General features: G+C 72.6%; 14 protein-coding genes and 2 pseudogenes. 12 read left to right on the forward strand and 4 right to left on the reverse strand.

The genetic code is table 11. From position 1 onward, the window contains the following. The 3 genes and pseudogenes from ABZY44_RS34485 to pucD form a co-directional block, all read left to right on the forward strand. Positions 1-131: pseudogene (locus ABZY44_RS34485) on the forward strand (xanthine dehydrogenase family protein subunit M); the annotation flags it as partial. Positions 132-133: 2 nt separating this feature from the next. Continuing rightward, entirely contained in the window at positions 134-616 is a 483-nt protein-coding gene (locus ABZY44_RS34490) for a (2Fe-2S)-binding protein (RefSeq protein WP_356660908.1), read from the forward strand. A 2-nt stretch (positions 617-618) separates the two neighbouring features. Then, a complete protein-coding gene (gene pucD, locus ABZY44_RS34495; RefSeq protein ID WP_356660910.1) occupies positions 619-3,006 on the forward strand; it encodes a xanthine dehydrogenase subunit D in 2,388 nt (795 codons plus the stop codon). A 96-nt stretch (positions 3,007-3,102) separates the two neighbouring features. Here the strand turns inward: pucD and ABZY44_RS34500 are convergent, their stop codons facing one another. After that, on the reverse strand, positions 3,103-4,383 hold the full coding sequence (locus ABZY44_RS34500; protein WP_356660912.1) for a M6 family metalloprotease domain-containing protein: 1,281 nt from the start codon (positions 4,381-4,383) through the stop codon (positions 3,103-3,105). 258 nt (positions 4,384-4,641) lie between these two features. Between ABZY44_RS34500 and ABZY44_RS34505 the strand changes: the two genes are divergently transcribed. The 5 genes from ABZY44_RS34505 (at position 4,642) to ABZY44_RS34525 (ending at position 9,931) form a co-directional block, all read left to right on the forward strand. Further along, the gene (locus tag ABZY44_RS34505; RefSeq protein WP_356660914.1) at positions 4,642-5,376 is read left to right on the forward strand and encodes a TetR/AcrR family transcriptional regulator; all 735 of its coding nucleotides are present in this window, start codon (positions 4,642-4,644) and stop codon (positions 5,374-5,376) included. A 94-nt stretch (positions 5,377-5,470) separates the two neighbouring features. Further along, entirely contained in the window at positions 5,471-7,009 is a 1,539-nt protein-coding gene (locus ABZY44_RS34510; protein ID WP_356660916.1) for an MFS transporter, read from the forward strand. Positions 7,010-7,128: 119 nt separating this feature from the next. Continuing rightward, the gene (locus ABZY44_RS34515) at positions 7,129-7,908 is read left to right on the forward strand and encodes a class III extradiol ring-cleavage dioxygenase (protein ID WP_356660918.1); all 780 of its coding nucleotides are present in this window, start codon (positions 7,129-7,131) and stop codon (positions 7,906-7,908) included. Between the two features lie 240 nt (positions 7,909-8,148). Then, on the forward strand, positions 8,149-8,511 hold the full coding sequence (locus ABZY44_RS34520; protein WP_356660920.1) for a hypothetical protein: 363 nt from the start codon (positions 8,149-8,151) through the stop codon (positions 8,509-8,511). Between the two features lie 442 nt (positions 8,512-8,953). Next, positions 8,954-9,931: a sigma-70 family RNA polymerase sigma factor gene (locus tag ABZY44_RS34525; RefSeq protein WP_356660922.1), complete on the forward strand. Its 978-nt coding sequence runs from the start codon at positions 8,954-8,956 to the stop codon at positions 9,929-9,931. 67 nt (positions 9,932-9,998) lie between these two features. On the opposite strand, the gene ABZY44_RS34530 is transcribed toward ABZY44_RS34525, so the two are convergent. Next, complete coding sequence (locus tag ABZY44_RS34530; protein WP_356660924.1) at positions 9,999-11,033, reverse strand: transcriptional regulator; 1,035 nt, start codon at positions 11,031-11,033, stop codon at positions 9,999-10,001. A 251-nt stretch (positions 11,034-11,284) separates the two neighbouring features. Between ABZY44_RS34530 and ABZY44_RS34535 the strand changes: the two genes are divergently transcribed. The 3 genes from ABZY44_RS34535 (at position 11,285) to pfkB (ending at position 14,609) form a co-directional block, all read left to right on the forward strand. Next, positions 11,285-12,751 carry an MFS transporter gene (locus ABZY44_RS34535; RefSeq protein WP_356660934.1) on the forward strand — a complete coding sequence of 489 codons (1,467 nt, stop codon included), beginning with the start codon at positions 11,285-11,287 and terminating at the stop codon, positions 12,749-12,751. Between the two features lie 137 nt (positions 12,752-12,888). Next, entirely contained in the window at positions 12,889-13,650 is a 762-nt protein-coding gene (locus ABZY44_RS34540) for a DeoR/GlpR family DNA-binding transcription regulator (RefSeq protein WP_356660926.1), read from the forward strand. Further along, on the forward strand, positions 13,647-14,609 hold the full coding sequence (gene pfkB / locus ABZY44_RS34545) for a 1-phosphofructokinase (protein ID WP_356660928.1): 963 nt from the start codon (positions 13,647-13,649) through the stop codon (positions 14,607-14,609). The genes ABZY44_RS34540 and pfkB overlap by 4 nt, the downstream gene beginning before the upstream one ends. 156 nt (positions 14,610-14,765) lie before the next feature. On the opposite strand, the gene ABZY44_RS34550 is transcribed toward pfkB, so the two are convergent. After that, positions 14,766-15,536: a DUF6227 family protein gene (locus tag ABZY44_RS34550; RefSeq protein WP_356660930.1), complete on the reverse strand. Its 771-nt coding sequence runs from the start codon at positions 15,534-15,536 to the stop codon at positions 14,766-14,768. A 192-nt stretch (positions 15,537-15,728) separates the two neighbouring features. On the opposite strand from ABZY44_RS34550, the gene ABZY44_RS34555 reads away from it, so the two are divergent. Continuing rightward, positions 15,729-16,370: a vitamin K epoxide reductase family protein gene (locus ABZY44_RS34555; protein ID WP_356660932.1), complete on the forward strand. Its 642-nt coding sequence runs from the start codon at positions 15,729-15,731 to the stop codon at positions 16,368-16,370. 128 nt (positions 16,371-16,498) lie between these two features. On the opposite strand, the pseudogene ABZY44_RS34560 reads toward ABZY44_RS34555, so the two are convergent. Next, positions 16,499-16,611 (reverse strand): annotated as a pseudogene (locus ABZY44_RS34560) (RdlA protein); the annotation flags it as partial.

Genomic DNA, 16,611 nt, shown 5'->3' on the forward strand with positions numbered 1-16,611 from the left:
TCGACGACGTCCGCGGCACGGCGAAGTACCGCCGCCACGCGGTCGGCATCATGGCTCGCCGCCAGCTCGTCTGGACGTGGGAGCAGTACCGCGGTCCGGCCAACGGCCGCTCGCTCGAAGGGGCTGCGTGATCATGCGCGTCAATTTCACCGTCAACGGCCGTCAGCAGGAAGCCGACGACGTCTGGGAGGGCGAGTCCCTCCTGTACGTCCTGCGCGAGCGCCTCGGCCTGCCCGGCTCCAAGAACGCGTGCGAGCAGGGTGAGTGCGGTTCCTGCACCGTCCGCCTCGACGGCGTCACGGTCTGCGCCTGTCTGGTCGCGGCCGGACAGGTCGAGGGCCGCGAGGTGCTCACCGTGGAGGGGCTGGCCGGCGAGGACTCCGCACTCTCGTGCGTCCAGCAGGCGTTCGTCGACGCCGGCGCCGTCCAGTGCGGTTTCTGCACCCCCGGCCTGCTCGTCCAGACCGACGCCCTGCTGGAGCAGAACCCGTCCCCGTCCGACCAGGACATCCGCGAGGCCCTGTCCGGCAACCTCTGCCGCTGCACGGGCTACGAGAAGATCCTCGACGCGGTCCGCCTCGCGGCCGCCCGCCAGGACCACGAAGGGACCCCGTAGCCATGCCCGGCGCATCCCGCATCCCCACCGACATCGTCCAGCGGTCGCAGACGAACGGCGGCATCGGCGAGTCCACGCTCCGCCCCGACGGCACCCTCAAGGTCACCGGCGAGTTCGCCTACGCCTCCGACCTCTGGCACGAGGACATGCTCTGGGGCCAGACGCTGCGCGCCCCGCACGCCCACGCGCTCATCACCCGCCTCGACGTCTCCGCCGCGCTGAAGCTCCCCGGCGTGTACGCGGTCATGACCTACGACGACCTCCCGGCGGCCAGGAGGTTCGGCCTGGAGTTCGTCGACCAGCCCGTCCTGTGCGACGGCCGGGTCCGCTTCCACGGCGAGCCGGTCGCCCTCGTCGCCGCCGACCACCCGGAGACCGCCCGCCGCGCGGCCGCCGCGATCCTCGTCGAGTACGAGGCCCTCGCGCCGGTCACCGACGAGGCGAGCGCCACCGCCCCCGGCGCCCCGGTCCTGCACCCGGACCGTGACGACCACCGCGCGCACCGCACCCCGCACCCCAACATCGTCCACCGCCAGCCGGTCATCCGCGGCGACGTGGCGCGGGCCCGCGAGCGCGCCGACGTCATCGTGCGGGGGGAGTACGAGGTCGGCATGCAGGACCAGGCCTTCCTCGGCCCCGAGTCCGGTCTCGCCGTGCCCGCCGAGGACGGTGGCATGGACCTCTACGTCTCCACCCAGTGGCTGCACGTGGACCGCAGGCAAGTGGCCCCGGTCCTCGGCCTGCCCGAAGAGAAGCTGCGCCTCACCCTCTCCGGCGTGGGCGGCGCCTTCGGCGGCCGCGAGGACCTGTCGATGCAGGCCCACGCGTGCCTGCTCGCGCAGCGCACCGGCAAGCCCGTGAAGATCGTCTACAACCGGTACGAGTCCTTCTTCGGGCACGTCCACCGCCACCCCGCCAAGCTGGCCTACGAGCACGGGGCCACCTTCGACGGCAAGCTCACCCACGTCACGGCCCGGATCGTGCTGGACGGCGGCGCGTACGCCTCCTCCACGCCCGCCGTCGTCGGCAACGCGGCCTCCCTCGGCCTCGGCCCGTACGACGTGCGGCACGTCCACATCGAAGCCGTCGGCCTCTACACGAACAACCCGCCCTGCGGCGCCATGCGCGGCTTCGGCGCCGTCCAGGCCTGCTTCGCCTACGAGTCCCAGATGGACCGGGTCGCCGCCGAACTCGGCATGGACCCGGTCGAGTTCCGCCGGCTCAACGCCATGGAGCAGGGCACCCGCATGCCCACCGGCCAGCTCGTCGACTCACCCGCCCCGGTGGCCGAGCTGCTGCGCCGGGTCAAGGCCGTGCCCCTGCCGCCCGAGCTCCAGTGGGAGACCGCGGGCGAGGACGCGGACGTCCGCCACCTGCCGGGCGGCCTGTCCAACACCACCCACGGGGAGGGAGTGGTCCGGGGCGTCGGCTACGCGGTCGGCATCAAGAACGTCGGCTTCTCCGAGGGGTACGACGACTACTCCACCGCCCGGATCCGCCTCGAAGCCGTGGGCGGCGAGGCCGTGGCCACCGTCCACACGGCCATGGCCGAAGTCGGCCAGGGCGGTGTCACCGTGCACGCGCAGATCGCCCGTACCGAGCTGGGCGTCACGCAGGTCACCATCCAGCCGGCCGACACCGCGGTCGGCGACGCCGGTTCCACGTCCGCGTCCCGCCAGACGTACGTGACCGGCGGCGCGGTGAAGAACGCCTGCGAGGCCGTCCGGGCCGCCGTCCTGGAGATCGGCCGCCGCAAGTTCGGCTCGTACCACCCGGCCTGGGCCACCGCCGAACTGCTCCTGGAGGACGGCAAGGTGGTCACCGACGGGGGCGAGGTCCTCGCGGACCTCGCCGAGCTGCTGGACGGCGAAGAGCCCATCGACCTCGAACGCGCATGGCGGCACCGACCGACCTACGCCCTCGACCCGGACACCGGCCAGGGCGACGGGCACGTCCAGTACTCCTTCGCCGCGCACCGCGCGGTCGTCGAGGTCGACACCGAACTCGGCCTGGTCAAGCTGATCGAGCTGGCGGTGGCCCAGGACGTGGGCAAGGCGCTGAACCCGCTCTCCGTCATCGGCCAGATCCAGGGCGGCACCACCCAGGGCCTCGGGCTCGCGGTGATGGAGGAGATCCTCGTCGACCCGGTCACGGCGAAGGTGCGCAACCCCTCCTTCACGGACTACCTGATCCCCACCATCCTCGACACCCCGAGCATTCCCGTCGACGTCCTCGAACTCGCCGACACGCACGCCCCGTACGGGCTGCGCGGCATCGGCGAGGCGCCGACGCTGTCCTCGACCCCGGCGATCGTCGCCGCGATCCGCGCCGCCACCGGCCTGGCCCTGACCCGGGTCCCGGTCCGGCCCGAGCACATCACCGGGACCTGACGCGCCGGCCGCCGGATCCGTATATGCAAGGGGGCGCTCCGGACCCACGCGCGCCCCTCCGGCCCGGCCGGCCCCGGTCGAACGCCGCCGTACGGGTCACGGCCGGCTGATCCGCACCTGGTAGCTGCCGTTGCGCAGCTCCCCGACGACCGAGACGCTGATGCCCGCCTTCTCGTCGGTGAAGGTCTCGCCCGGTGTGAAGGGCGCGTCCGAGAGCTCCGCGTGGACATTGGGCCGCCGGGTGCAGCCGCCGCTCCCGTTCGAGCTGTCGGAGACCGTGACGGGTCCGCGGCCGGTGTCCACGTCCGAGTCCACCTTGTATATGAGGACCCCGGGCTTGCAGACGGCCTCGTCGTTCCCGGCCGGGGTGCGCACCTCGAGCGCGTAGCCGGTGCTCTCGGACACGGGGACGAAGGCCAGCTTGGTGCCGCCCGCGACGGCGAGCGGGGACAGGACGTGGTCGCTGGTCCCGGATTTCGTGGCGCAGCTGATCTGGGAGCTGTCGAGCCAGCCCAGTTTCCACTTGTGCCAGCCGAGCATGTCGTTGTTGGCGCCCCAGTCCTCGCTCATGACGTCCCAGTGCCCGACCGTGCCGCCGCCGTCGGCGGTGTAGAGGTCGGGCAGGCCGAAGACGTGCCCGTTCTCGTGGGGGAGGACGCGGTAGCCGGTCTCCCGGTAGGAGCCGGAGCCGTCGTCCTGGCGGCTGAAGACGAAGGAGGTGTTGGCGAGCGGTACGCCGTCGGCCATCGGTGCCTCGCGGTTGCCCGAGAAGGTGACGGACAGGACCGTGTCGAGGGCGGAGGGGCCGGCGTTCGGCGTGACCAGGATGTTGATCAGGTCGTACCGGGAGAAGTCGATCTCGGAGTCGGCGGTCTTCACGATGTGCTCGGCGAGTTGCCGGTAGCCGGGATCGTAGGAGGACCCGCGCTCGATCCCGTACGCCGCGAACGGCATGGGCATCCGCAGCCAGTTCCGTATGGGCGCCTCGGCCCGGTAGGTCAGCCGCCCGTAGGAGCTGGTGCGGAACCAGTCCGAGGTCTGCGGGAAGAACTCCGCCAGCCGGTCGGCCGCCGTGCCCTCGCCCTTGGCGTCGGGGAAGTCGATCATCAGGTTCAGCGCCCGGACCTCGCCGGTCGAGCGCGCGTACCCGGGCGCGGTCGGCAGCCCCTCGGACATCTGCACGCCCATCGCGCCCGCGATCCGGCAGGGCGCGAGCGCGGCCTCGGCGCTGGTCGCGGCCGCCGGCCCGGACGCCGAGTGGCTGCGGACGGATATGTCTGCGCCGGCGGTCGCGCTGACGCCGAGGGCCAGCGCGGTGATGCCGACGAAGGCGCTGGTGCGGCGTGGCTTGCGTATCCGGTGGCGCGTCTGCGGCATGGAGACCGGCCTTGGGTCCGCGGCAGCCGGCCGGGTCCGGTCTGCGCTCTGTCCGACCACCCTCCGCCGGGCGCGGCGCGCCCGCGCGCCGGGAGAGGCCAAACGGGATCGGGCACCCGAATCCGTGTGACCCAGGTCACACGGACGAGTGAAATAACCGGGGACTGCTTCCCCGTTTGTACTTGAGTCCCGCTCAAGCGGGGACCCGCTCCCCGTTTCGAGCGGCCGTACGCGTCACCGTGCCAGGGAGGCCCCGGGATGAAGAGCCCCACCCCCACCGCTCCGGCGGCCTCGACCGGACCGTCCGGCGCGCCGTCCTGCGGCTCCACCACGGCGGGCGCCCCCGGCGCCGGCGCGGCGCTGCGGCCGCGCGCCGACGCCGTCCGCAACCGGGAGCGCATCCTGACCGCCGCGCGCGAGGTGCTCGTGGAGTTCGGCTCCACGGCCCCCCTCGACGAGATCGCCCGCCGGGCCGGCGTCGGCAACGCCACGCTCTACCGGCACTTCCCCGACCGGCCCACGCTCGTCCACCACGTCGTGCTGTTCGTGATGGACCGGGTCACACGGCTGGCCGAGGTCGTGCTCGCCGAGACGGTGACCGCCGGAGGCCCGGACGCCTTCGACGCGCTCTGCCGCTTCACGCACGGAGCGGCGGACGAGCGGATCGGCGCCCTGTGCCCCATGCTCTCCGGGGACTTCGACCGGGACCACCCCGAACTGCTCGCCTCCCGCAGCGCGTTGGAGGAGGCCGTCGAATCCCTGGTGGCCGCCGGCCAGTCCGCCGGACTGCTGCGCACCGACATCGGCGTCGGTGATCTGCTGATCGCCCTGTCCCAGCTCAGCCGCCCCCTGCCCGGCACCGCCTGCTTCGACGTGGGCCTCTTCGCCCACCGTCATCTCCAGTTGTTCCTCGACGGGTTGAGGGCCCCGGCCCGCTCCGCACTGCCGGGCACGCCGACGACGCTGGCGGATCTGAGGGCGAAAACCATGTGACGCCCCGGAGCGCTCCCGCTAGCGTCGGCAGCCCGTCTCAAATCTGTCCTCACCTCCCTTTTCAGTCATCTCGCACCACGAAGTGGGTACCCCCATGTCAAAAACAGCCGCGCATCCGCCGCTGTCCGTCGCCGACCCCAGTCGCTGGAAGGCCCTCGTCTTCATAGCCCTGGCGCAGCTGATGGTCGTCCTCGACGCCACCATCGTGAACATCGCCCTGCCGTCCGCCCAGACCGACCTCGGCATCTCGGACGGCAACCGTCAGTGGGTCATCACCGCGTACGCGCTGGCCTTCGGCGGGCTGCTCCTCTTCGGCGGCCGCATCGCCGACAAGTGGGGCCGCAAGAACACCTTCATCGTCGGTCTGATCGGCTTCGCCCTGGCCTCCGCACTCGGCGGCGCCGCCCAGGGCGAGGCCATGATGCTGGGCGCACGCGCCCTGCAGGGCGCCTTCGGCGCACTCCTCGCGCCCGCCGCGCTCTCGCTCCTGGCCGTCACGTTCACCGACGCCAAGGAGCGCGCCAAGGCCTTCGGCATCTACGGTGCGATCGCCGGTGGCGGTGGCGCCGTGGGCCTGATCCTCGGCGGCTTCCTCACCGAGTACCTCAACTGGCGCTGGACGTTCTTCGTCAACATCCCGTTCGCGGTCATCGCCGCTGTCGGCGCCTGGATGATCATTCGCGAGCCGGCCGGCGGCCGTAACCGCGCGCCGCTCGACATCCCCGGAGTGGTCCTGTCCACGACCGGTCTGGTCGCCCTCGTCTACGGGTTCACCCGCGCCGAGTCGGCGGGCTGGTCGGACACCCTCACCGTCGGCATGTTCGTCGCCTCCGCGGTGCTGCTCGCCGCGTTCGTGTTCGTCGAGTCCCGCGTGAAGTCCCCGCTGCTGCCGCTGCGCGTCCTGCTGGAGCGCAACCGCGGCGGTGTCTACCTCTCGCTGGGCCTCGCCGTCATTGCGATGTTCGGCCTGTTCCTCTTCCTCACGTTCTACCTGCAGGTCGTGAAGGGCTTCTCGCCCGTCAAGACCGGCTTCGCCTTCCTCCCGATGATCGCGGGCATGATCCTCGGCTCCACGCAGATCGGCGCCCGCCTGATGACGCGGGTCCCGCCGCGCCTGCTCATGGGCCCGGGCTTCATGGTCGCCGCCAGCGGCATGCTGCTGCTGACGCAGCTCGAGGTCGGCTCCTCCTACCCGGCGCTGATCCTGCCGGCGCAGCTGCTGCTGGGCCTCGGCATGGGCACGGCGTTCATGCCCGCCATGTCCCTGGCCACGTACGGGGTGAACCCGGCGGACGCCGGCGTCGCCTCGGCGATGGTCAACACCTCGCAGCAGGTCGGCGGCGCGATCGGCACCGCCCTGCTGAACACGATCGCCGCCTCGGCGACGACCGCGTACCTGGCCGACCACGCGGCCGAGGCCGCGGCGGGCGGCCCGGCGGCGAAGCTGATCCAGGCCCAGGCCATGGTGGAGGGCTACGCCTCCGCGATCTGGTGGGCGGTCGGGATCCTGGTCGCCAGCTCGCTCATCGCCCTGACCCTGATCAACACGGGCCGTCCGGGCGCGGGCGGCCCGGTCGCCGGCTCCGCCGAGGGCGCGGACGCCGAGCTGAAGGTCCCGGTGATCGCCCACTGACGGGCTCGGCCCCGGTTTCCGGGGTGCGGGAATGACTGATGACCCCGCGTCGTTCAAATTTGAACGACGCGGGGTTAGTCTTGTCCACGGCGGCCCGCCCGAACCCTCCTGGAGCCCTGATGACCCCCTCCGCCCGGATGCCCGCGCTGTACCTGAGTCACGGCGCCCCGCCCCTGGCCGACGACCCGCTCTGGCCCGGCCAGCTGGCCGCCTGGGCCGCGGACCTGCCCCGGCCGCAGGCGATCCTGATGGTCTCCGCGCACTGGGAGGAGGCACCCCTCGCCCTCGGCGCCACGGAGCGGGTCCCCCTGGTCCACGACTTCTGGGGCTTCCCCGAGCACTACTACCGGGTCCGCTACGACGCCCCGGGCGCGCCCGGGCTGGCGGCCTCCGTACGGGGGCTCCTCAAGGCCCCCGGCACCCCCGTCCAGGACATCCCCGACCGGGGACTGGACCACGGCGCGTACGTCCCGCTCGTGGAGATGTTCCCGGCGGCCGACATCCCGGTCCTCCAGATATCCATGCCGACGCTGGACCCGCGCCGCCTGATGGAGGTGGGCCGCAAGCTCGCCCCGCTGCGCGACGAAGGCGTCCTCGTCGTGGGCAGCGGTTTCTTCACCCACAACCTCGCCGCCCTGCGCCACACCGGCCCCGGCGTCCCCGCCTGGTCGGCGGAGTTCGACGCGTGGGGCCACGAAGCCCTCGCGGCCGGCGACCTCGACTCCCTGCTGGACTTCGAGGCCAAGTCCCCGGCGGGCCGCCTGGCGCACCCGCGCACGGAGCACTTCGCCCCGCTGTTCGTCACCCTGGGCGCCGCCGAAGCCGAACTCGCCTCGGCCACCACCCCGGTCGCGGGCTTCTGGATGGGCCTCTCGAAGAGGTCCCTGCAGTTTGGCTAAGGGCTCTCCCGCAATCCCCGGTGGGTCGGCGCACGGCGTCAGATGCGGTGCATCGCACGGCGGAGGAGCGCCCCCATACTGGGCGTATTCGGGCGTTCCGACAACGCGGCGAGGTGCCGTAGCTGGCGTCGTGCGCCCGCCGGGGATTGCGGGACAGCCCTGAGGCCGGGCGAAGAGCCGTCGGAGCGCCCGCCCGGCCCGTCGTGGTGTCCCAGCGGCTCGGCGTACGCCCCGGAGTCGGTGGTCCTGGCGGTCCGCGCCGGCCCCGACGGGCCCCCGGTCTACCTCCCGGCCCCGCGCCCGGCCGCCGAGGCCCTGGCCGGCCTCCCGCCGGGCACCGAACCGCGCCGGCTGCTGCGCCTGGCCTCCCACTGCGTCCCGCACTGCCTGAACCGGGCGGGCGACGCCTGCACCCTGGCGCTCCGCCTGGCGGCGCTGCCGCAGCCCGCCGCTCCGCCCGCCCCCGCCCTCCCTGCGTGCCACCTCCGCCCGGCCTGCAAGTGGTGGGCCCAGTCCGGCCCGCCCGCCTGTCACGCCTGCCCGGGCGTCGCCACCGCCCCCGACCGGACTGCTGGCACCGCGGCGGACCGCCACCCCGGCTGACGACCCGGACGTTTCTTCGACCCGGGCGTTTCTTCGGGCCGGGCGTTTCTTCGGGGCGCATTCCGATCGGTTCGTCGCTTTCGGGCGATTCGATCGTCAGTCCAGGCAACCGGAGGCCGGTGCGGACCGTCTTGCGGGGTGGCAGTGCGGCCGGGGCGGATGTGACGGCGGTCTCACGAACAGCGGGGCCGTGCTCGTCCACGCCGGCGTCCGGACCACCCTCCGCCCCCGCTCTGACCTGCGCCTCTTCGGGCTCCGGCGGCATCGCCGTGCTGTGCGTACCCGGGGGCGGGCGGGGCAGGATACTGCAAGATCTCGGAAATAAGGGAGCCGCGTGGGAATTCTGTCCCGATTCCAGTCGTTGTTTCCTTCGGAAGCGGGCACTCGGGAGAGTGTCCAGGAGCCGCAGCACCGCGACCGAACTCATCGCTAGGGAGCACGCATGGCAACCCGCGCCGTCGCCCGCCGTCAGTCCACGAGCAGCGCTCGTGCCGGGAGCGGGGAGATCGCAGACCGTGACCTGGTCGGCATGTACCTCGACGAGATCGCGCGTACCCCGCTGCTCGACGCCGCCAAGGAAGTCGAGCTCTCGCAGATCATCGAGGCGGGCGTGTACGCCCAGCAGATCCTCGACGGCGCGATGGAGCGCGAGGGCGAGACGCCCACGCGGGAGGAGCTGGAAGCGCTGGCCGCCGAGGGCGAGCGCGCCAAGGAAGTCTTCATCCGCTCCAACCTCCGCCTGGTCGTCGCCGTCGCCCGCCGCTACCCGCGCAGCGGCCTGCCGCTCCTCGACCTCATCCAGGAGGGCAATGCCGGCCTGGTGCGCGCGGTCGAGAAGTTCGACTACGCCAAGGGCTTCAAGTTCTCCACGTACGCCACGTGGTGGATCCGCCAGGCCATCACCCGGTCCATAGCCGACCAGTCACGCACCATCCGCCTGCCCGTCCACCTGGTGGAGGAGCTCGGCCGGATCCGCAGGGTCCAGCGCGAGTTCGCCCGCGAGAAGGGCCGGGAGCCGGAACACGCCGAGATCGCAGCGGAACTGGACACGACCGAGAAGCGTGTGGGCGACGTCCTGGACTGGGCGCGCGACCCGGTCAGCCTGAACATGTCGGTGGACGAGGACGGCGACACGCAGTTCGGTGACCTGCTGGAAGACACCTCGGCGATCTCCCCGGAGCAGTCCGTCCTCTCCCTCCTGCGGAGCGAGGAGCTGGAGGACCTGCTGGGCCAGCTGGACCAGCGGACGGCCTCGATCATCAAGATGCGTTACGGCATCGACGACGGCCGGGAGCGTACCCTGACAGAGGTGGGCAAGCAGCACGGACTGACGCGGGAGCGAATCCGCCAGATCGAGAAGCACGCCCTCCTGGAGCTCAAGCGCATGGCCCGCGACACCGGATTCGACGCAGTGGCCTGACGCCCCCCATACGAGCCCCCGGCGCCTATCCCCCCCAGGCGCCGGGGGCTCCCCTCCGTCCGGCCCCCTACGGCGCCACGGCCTCGGCCAGTCGCGCGCCCAGCCCCCGCACGGCCGCGACCACCACCTCCGGTCCGCGCACGCGAAACGGCACACCCACCAGAGCCAACCGCGCCGCCAGCCACTCCGGCGCATCCGCCGTCTCGAACCGCACCCGCACCCCGTACCCGTCCCCCGAACCGGCTCCGGCCCCCGCCCCGTCCTCCGGCCGAGGCCGAGGCCGAGGCCCAGGCCCGGCCTCCGGCCCGGAGCCCGGCCCCGGCTCCGAGGCCCGGAGCCACCCCGGAAGGTCCGCCGCGGCGCAGCCGAACCAGACGTCCACCTCGTACGTCCCCCCACCGTGCAGGCCCAGGCCCCGGCGCACGAACTCCACCGCCTCCATCGGCATGTCCCGCCCCGCGAACCTCGCCCCCGTCGCGCACGGCTCGCTCATCCGGTCGACCCTGAAGGTCCGCCAGTCCCCGCGCTCCATGTCGTACGCGACGAGGTACCACCGGCTCCCGGTGCTGACCAGCCTGTACGGCTCCACCAGCCGCCGTGACGCCGCCCCGTCCCGCGCCAGGTACGCGAACCGCAGCCGCTCCGAGCCCGCCACCGCCGACGCGATCGCGGTCAGCGTCCGCGGGGCCACGCTCGGCCCGTCCCCCCGGGTCACCGCGACCGTTGCCGACTGCAGCGCGCTCACCCGGTGCCGCAGCCGCCCCGGCAGGACGTGCTCCAGCTTCGCGAGGGCCCGTACCGAGGCCTCCTCGATCCCCTCGATCGCGTGCCCGGCCCCCGCCCGCAGCCCCACCGCGATGGCGACCGTCTCCTCGTCGTCCAGCAGCAGCGGCGGCATCGCCGCGCCCGCCACCAGCCGGTAGCCGCCCTCCGCGCCGAGCGTGGCCTCCACGGGGTAGCCCAGCTCCCGCAGCCGGTCGATGTCGCGCCGGATGGTCCGGGCGCTCACCCGCAGCCGCTCCGCCAGCTCGCTCCCGGGCCATTCGCGCGGAGTCTGGAGCAGGGAGAGGAGGGTGAGCAGGCGGGCCGGGGTGTCGGTCATGCTGCAAGGTTGCCAGCGAAATAGGACACCAACTGACCTAGATGCCGTCTAGGTTTCTCCCCATGAGCACGAAGACGCCCCAGTCATCGCCCGAAGGAAAGAACGGGCCCGTACAAGAAGAGCGGACCGAGACCCCCGCAGAGACCAGCCCGCCCCGCCGGGCCGCCGCCCGGGACACCGCGCCGGCCGCCGCCGAAGCCGACGCCGCCGCCTCCCTCGACCGCCGCCGCTGGCTGGCGCTCGCCATCGTGATGACCGCGGCCTTCATGGACCTCGTCGACGTCACGATCGTCAACATCGCGATACCCCGCATGCGCGAGGACCTCGGCGCCTCCACCAGTGCCATCCAGTGGATCACCGCCGGGTACGCCCTCGCCTTCGCCGCGGGCCTGATCACCGGCGGCCGTCTCGGCGACATCTACGGCCGCAAGCGCCTCTTCCTCGTCGGCATATCCGGCTTCACCGCCGCCTCGCTGCTCTGCGGCCTCGCGCCCAACCCCGACGTGCTCGTCGCCGCCCGCATCCTCCAGGGCGCGATGGCGGCCATGATGGTCCCGCAGGTGCTCGCGATCATCCACGTCACCTTCCCGCCGCACGAGCGCGGCAAGGTCTTCGGCATGTTCGGCGCGATCGTGGGCCTCGGCGCCGTCTCGGGCCCGATGCTCGGCGCGCTGCTCACCGAGTGGAACCTCCTCGGTCTCGAATGGCGCCCGATCTTCCTGATCAACCTGCCCGTCGGCATCGCCGGAGTGCTCCTGGGCCGCAAGTTCATCTCCGAGTCCAAGGCCCCCACGGCCCTGCGCCTGGACCTGATCGGCGTCGTGCTCGCCACCCTCGCCCTGGTCATGCTGATCTTCCCGCTCACCCACGGCCGCGAGAACGACTGGCCGCTGTGGGGCTTCGTCTGCATGATCGCCTCGCCCTTCGTGTTCGGCGGCTTCATCGCGTACGAGAAGTACAAGACCCGCAAGGACGGCTCGCCGCTGGTCGAGCTCTCCCTGTTCGGCGTCAAGAGTTTCGCGGGAGGCATCGCGGTCCAGCTGACCTTCGGCATCGCGACCGGCATCTTCTTCCTGGTCTGGACGCTGTACATGCAGATGGGCCTCGGCTGGAGCGCCCTGAAGGCGGGCGCCACCGGCATCCCCTTCTCCCTCGCCGTCTCGGCGGCCGCGGGCATGTCCGTACAGAAGCTCGTACCGCGCTTCGGCCGCAAGGTGCTCCAGGGCGGCGCCCTGGTGATGGCCTCGGGGGTGCTCCTCTACATCTGGGAGTCGCAGCGCTACGGCATGGAGATCACGTCCTGGCAGATGGCGGCTCCGCTGGTCCTCATGGGTCTGGGCATGGGCCTGATCGTCGCGCCGCTGACCGACACCGTGCTGTCCGAGGTGCCGCGCGAACACGCCGGCTCGGCGTCCGGCCTGATCAACACCACCGGCCAGATGGGCAACGCGCTGGGCCTCGGCCTCACCTCCGTTGTCTTCTTCGGGCTGATCGACGACGACCTGGTCTTCGGGCCGCCGTACGTCGACGCCTTCCGCAGCGCCCTGTGGTGGGTCGTGGTCGTCCTCGGTGTGATCTTCGCGGTGATGTTCATGCTGCCGCGCAAGGCGGTCCCGACGGAGCAGCGCGAGGGCGGCGCGGAGTACGGCGGCGACGACGGACGCTCCGGAGAGCCCGGGGAGCCGTCCACGGTCGCGGAGAAGCTCCCGGTCGGATAGCCACCGCGGGGCGCAGGAGACGACGGGCATGTCCGCTTTTGCTGGCGGACGTGCCCGTTTCTTCTGTGTGATGAGCCAAACGGGCATAAACTGCGATCGGAACCACAGAGTCGGGCATCGAACGGACCTGAAACCACATGTACGCACCGGAGCGACGGCAGGAGATCCTCCGCCTCGCCCGCATGGCGGGCCGGGTCGACGTGCTCTCCCTGGCCGATCAGTTCCGGGTCACGGCCGAGACCGTCCGCCGCGACCTCAAGGCCCTGGACCGGGCCGGTCTCGTCCGCCGGGTGCACGGCGGCGCGATACCGGCCGGCCGCCTCGACTTCGAGCCGGACCTCACCGAGCACGAGGCCACCGCCGCCGACGGGAGCGACCGCATCGCGGCGGCCGCCCTCGCCGAACTCCCCGAAGGCGGCAGCGTCGTCCTCGACGCCGGGAGCACCGTGGCCCGCCTCGCGGCCGCCATCCCCGTGGACGCCGCACTCACCGTCGTCACGCACGCCCTGCCCGTCGCCGCCCGGCTCGCCGGCCACACGGGCGTCGACCTCCACCTCGTCGGCGGCCGCGTCCGCCACCGCACCCGGGCCGCCGTCGACGCGTGGGCGCTGCGCGCGTACGCCGAGATCCGCGCCGACGTGCTCTTCCTGGCCGCCGACGGCTTCACGGCGGACGGCGGCCTGACCACGCCCGACCTCGCCGAAGCCGCCGTCAAGCGGGCCGCCGTGGCCGCCGCCCGCCGCGTCGTGCTCCTCGCCGACTCGGCGAAGGCGGGTCAGGAGCACTTCGCCCGCTTCGGCTCCTTCGCGGACGTCGACCTGCTCATCACGGACTCGGGGCTCGACCCCGCTCGGAAGGCGGCGATCGAGGCCGCCGGTACGGAAGTCGCGCTCGCATGATCCTCACCGTCACCCCCAACCCCTCCCTCGACCGGACCTACGAGGTCCGCTCGCTGGACCGCGGCGAGGTGCTCCGCGCCACCGGTGACCGGGTCGACCCCGGGGGCAAGGGCGTCAACGTCTCCCGGGCGGTGGCCGCGGCGGGCTTCCGTACGACGGCGGTGCTGCCGCTCGGCGGTGCAACGGGCGCGCTGATCGCCGAACTCCTCGGCGCGCGGGGCGTGGACGTCACCGCGGTCGCGATCGCAGGCCAGACCCGGTCCAACATCGCGCTCGCGGAACCGGACGGCACCCTCACCAAGATCAACGCGGCCGGTCCGGAACTGACGTCCGAGGAGTCCGCGCTCCTCCTGGAGACGGTCCGCACCGGCTCCGGCGGCGCCGCCTGGATCGCCTGCTGCGGCAGCCTCCCGCGCGGTCTGCGACCCGACTGGTACGCCGACCTCGTCACCCGCGCCCACGAAGCCGGCGCCCGGACCGCCCTGGACACCTCCGGCCCGGCGCTGCTCGCCGCGCTGGTGGCCCGCCCCGACGTGATCAAGCCGAACGTCCCGGAGCTCGCGGCGGCGGTCGGGCGGCCGCTGGCCACCCTCGGCGACGTGGTGAAGGCGGCGGAGGAGCTGCGCTCGCTGGGCGCGGGCGCGGTCCTCGCCTCCCTCGGCGCGGACGGCCAGCTCCTCGTCTCCGAGGAGGGCACCTTCTACGGCACGGCGAGCGTCTCCTCGGTCCGCAGCGACGTCGGCGCGGGCGACGCGTCCCTCGCCGGCTTCCTGATCGCGGGCGGCAAGGGGGCTCCCGCCCTCGCCTCCGCCCTGGCCCACGGCGCGGCCGCGGTCCAGCTTCCCGGCAGCGAGATGCCGTCCCCCTCGGACCTGCGGCCCGACGCGGTCCGCATCACCCAGGACCCGCCCCTGGACCTCCCCCTGTCCGACACGGGCGCCGGGCCACGAGCGAGCTGATCCCTCCCGAACCCCGGTCGGCCTCGACCGGTCCGCCGCTTCCCTCGAGGAGGCGGCACCGTGGCGGCGCCTTCCCCTGCCTTCGATGGGGAGGCACCCTGCGCGTGATCCCGGCCTCCACGGCCGGCGGCGCGGTCACCGGCTACCGGCCACCCCTCACCCGACCTGCGCGCGGAGCGTCATCGCTCCGCGTGCGGCCGATTCCGTCTCGTACACCTCGCACATGTGCCGCCCGTCCGGCGTCGCCGTGTGCTCGACCTCCCACAGGCTGAGCTCGCTCCCGTTCAGCAGGACGAACGCGTGCTCGTACAGGCTGAATCCGGCGTCCCGGCCGTCCGTCCGGTACTGCCGGGTGCCGAACGCCTGGGTGATCCGGTGCGCGTACGCGGTCCGCAGCAGCAACGCCACTCGCCTGCCCGGCCGGTCGGAGTTCTCCGCACGGCGCAGCACCCGGCGGGCATGGTCCGCGGACTCCTCCACGGCGTACTCGCGGTGCCGCTGGGCCGGCGTCGGAGGGGTGAACAGGGCGCTGAGCAGGGCCAGATCACTCTCCAGCTCCTCCTCGGGCGCCGCTTCCGTCAGGTCCCGCGCCACCTCGGAAGGGACCTCGTCGAACAGCTGCGCCACGGCCAGGCATATCTCGGCCCGGCTCGCGAAGACCTCGTACCGGATCGCCCGGTCGTCCTCCCGGCGGTGCGCCAACTCCCACAGGGCCACCGAGTCGCCGTCGGCCAGCAGGTACGTGTGGCGCTGGATCTCCCGCCACTCCCCGGCCCCGGGGCGCCGGCGGGTGGTGTGGAGCGAAGAGCTGTGGGCGAGCGCCCTGCCGAGGCGCTCGACCAACCGGTCGGGCAGGTCGTAGGAGTTGAGGGCGCGTCCCAGGAGTCGCTCGAGGTGCGCCTCGGTTGTCTCGTACGGATCGCTCAAGGTGGGTCTCCAGGCCGTCGCAGCTTGTGACTTCGTGGGAGCTCAACGTAGCCCCTGGGTCTGACATCACGTCCGGGGTTCGGTAAAACGTCCGGGATGCATCGGGGGTTCCCGCCACCCCTTCAGGTCAACCTCCGTACGCATGGGCATGGTTGGACCGGGTATCGGGTGGAAGGCGGGACTATGGGCCACATGGCAACGAATACCGTGGGCGTCCCCCGCCAGCAAGGGCAGCCCCGCAACCGAGACGACGCGCAGCCGCTCGCCGCCCCCCGCTCGCTGGCCTGGCTGCTGGTGCTCACCGGTGCCGCCGGGGTGCTGGCCGCCTGGATCATCACGCTCGACAAGTTCCTGCTGCTGGAGGACCCGGACTTCAAGCCCGCCTGCAGCCTCAATCCGGTGGTCTCCTGCGGCAGCGTCATGCAGAGCGACCAGGCGGCGGCCTTCGGCTTCCCGAACCCCCTGCTGGGACTGGTCGCCTACGGGGCGGTCGTTTGCGTCGGCGCGGGCCTGCTGGCCGGCGCCCGCCACCGCGGCTGGTTCTGGCTGGGACTCGACGCGGGAATGCTCTTCGGGGTCGGCTTCTGTACCTGGCTCATGGTCCAGTCGCTCTACGAGATCAACGCGCTCTGCCTGTGGTGCTGCCTGACCTGGGTGGCCACCCTGCTGATGTTCTGGGCGGTCACCGCGCACGTCGTCCGTACGGGGATCCTCCCGGCGCCCGCACCCCTGAAGGGCTTCTTCGCCGAGTTCGGCTGGGCCCCGCCGGCCCTGCACATCGGAGTGATCGGCATGCTGATCCTCACCCGGTGGTGGGAGTTCTGGACCGGCTGAGGGCGGCGGACGGCATGCGAGGGCCCCGGCAGCTGGAGGCTGCCGGGGCCCTCGTCACCTCGCACGGGTCGTCGCGACCGCGTCGGTCCACGGACGCCGGGCGCCCGGTTCGTGCACGGGAGCGGAGATCAGCTGCCGACCGAGGCGTTGCCGGACAGGACCGGGATGTTGTCCAGGATGTGCGAGAGCGGCTCGTCGCCCTTGGCCTGGGTGGAGTTCTCGGTGCACTGCTGGTTCTGCG

Origin of the sequence: Streptomyces sp. NPDC006544, assembly GCF_040611715.1 — a bacterium.
Taxonomy (GTDB): domain Bacteria; phylum Actinomycetota; class Actinomycetes; order Streptomycetales; family Streptomycetaceae; genus Streptomyces.

Coding starts and splice junctions, on each gene's coding strand:
- ABZY44_RS34490 (WP_356660908.1), top strand. CDS start 134: ATGCGCGTCAATTTCACCGTCAACGGCCGTCAGCAGGAAGCCGACGAC.
- pucD (WP_356660910.1), top strand. CDS start 619: ATGCCCGGCGCATCCCGCATCCCCACCGACATCGTCCAGCGGTCGCAG.
- ABZY44_RS34500 (WP_356660912.1), bottom strand. CDS start 4,383: ATGCCGCAGACGCGCCACCGGATACGCAAGCCACGCCGCACCAGCGCC.
- ABZY44_RS34505 (WP_356660914.1), top strand. CDS start 4,642: ATGAAGAGCCCCACCCCCACCGCTCCGGCGGCCTCGACCGGACCGTCC.
- ABZY44_RS34510 (WP_356660916.1), top strand. CDS start 5,471: ATGTCAAAAACAGCCGCGCATCCGCCGCTGTCCGTCGCCGACCCCAGT.
- ABZY44_RS34515 (WP_356660918.1), top strand. CDS start 7,129: ATGACCCCCTCCGCCCGGATGCCCGCGCTGTACCTGAGTCACGGCGCC.
- ABZY44_RS34525 (WP_356660922.1), top strand. CDS start 8,954: ATGGCAACCCGCGCCGTCGCCCGCCGTCAGTCCACGAGCAGCGCTCGT.
- ABZY44_RS34530 (WP_356660924.1), bottom strand. CDS start 11,033: ATGACCGACACCCCGGCCCGCCTGCTCACCCTCCTCTCCCTGCTCCAG.
- ABZY44_RS34535 (WP_356660934.1), top strand. CDS start 11,285: ATGACCGCGGCCTTCATGGACCTCGTCGACGTCACGATCGTCAACATC.
- ABZY44_RS34540 (WP_356660926.1), top strand. CDS start 12,889: ATGTACGCACCGGAGCGACGGCAGGAGATCCTCCGCCTCGCCCGCATG.
- pfkB (WP_356660928.1), top strand. CDS start 13,647: ATGATCCTCACCGTCACCCCCAACCCCTCCCTCGACCGGACCTACGAG.
- ABZY44_RS34555 (WP_356660932.1), top strand. CDS start 15,729: ATGGCAACGAATACCGTGGGCGTCCCCCGCCAGCAAGGGCAGCCCCGC.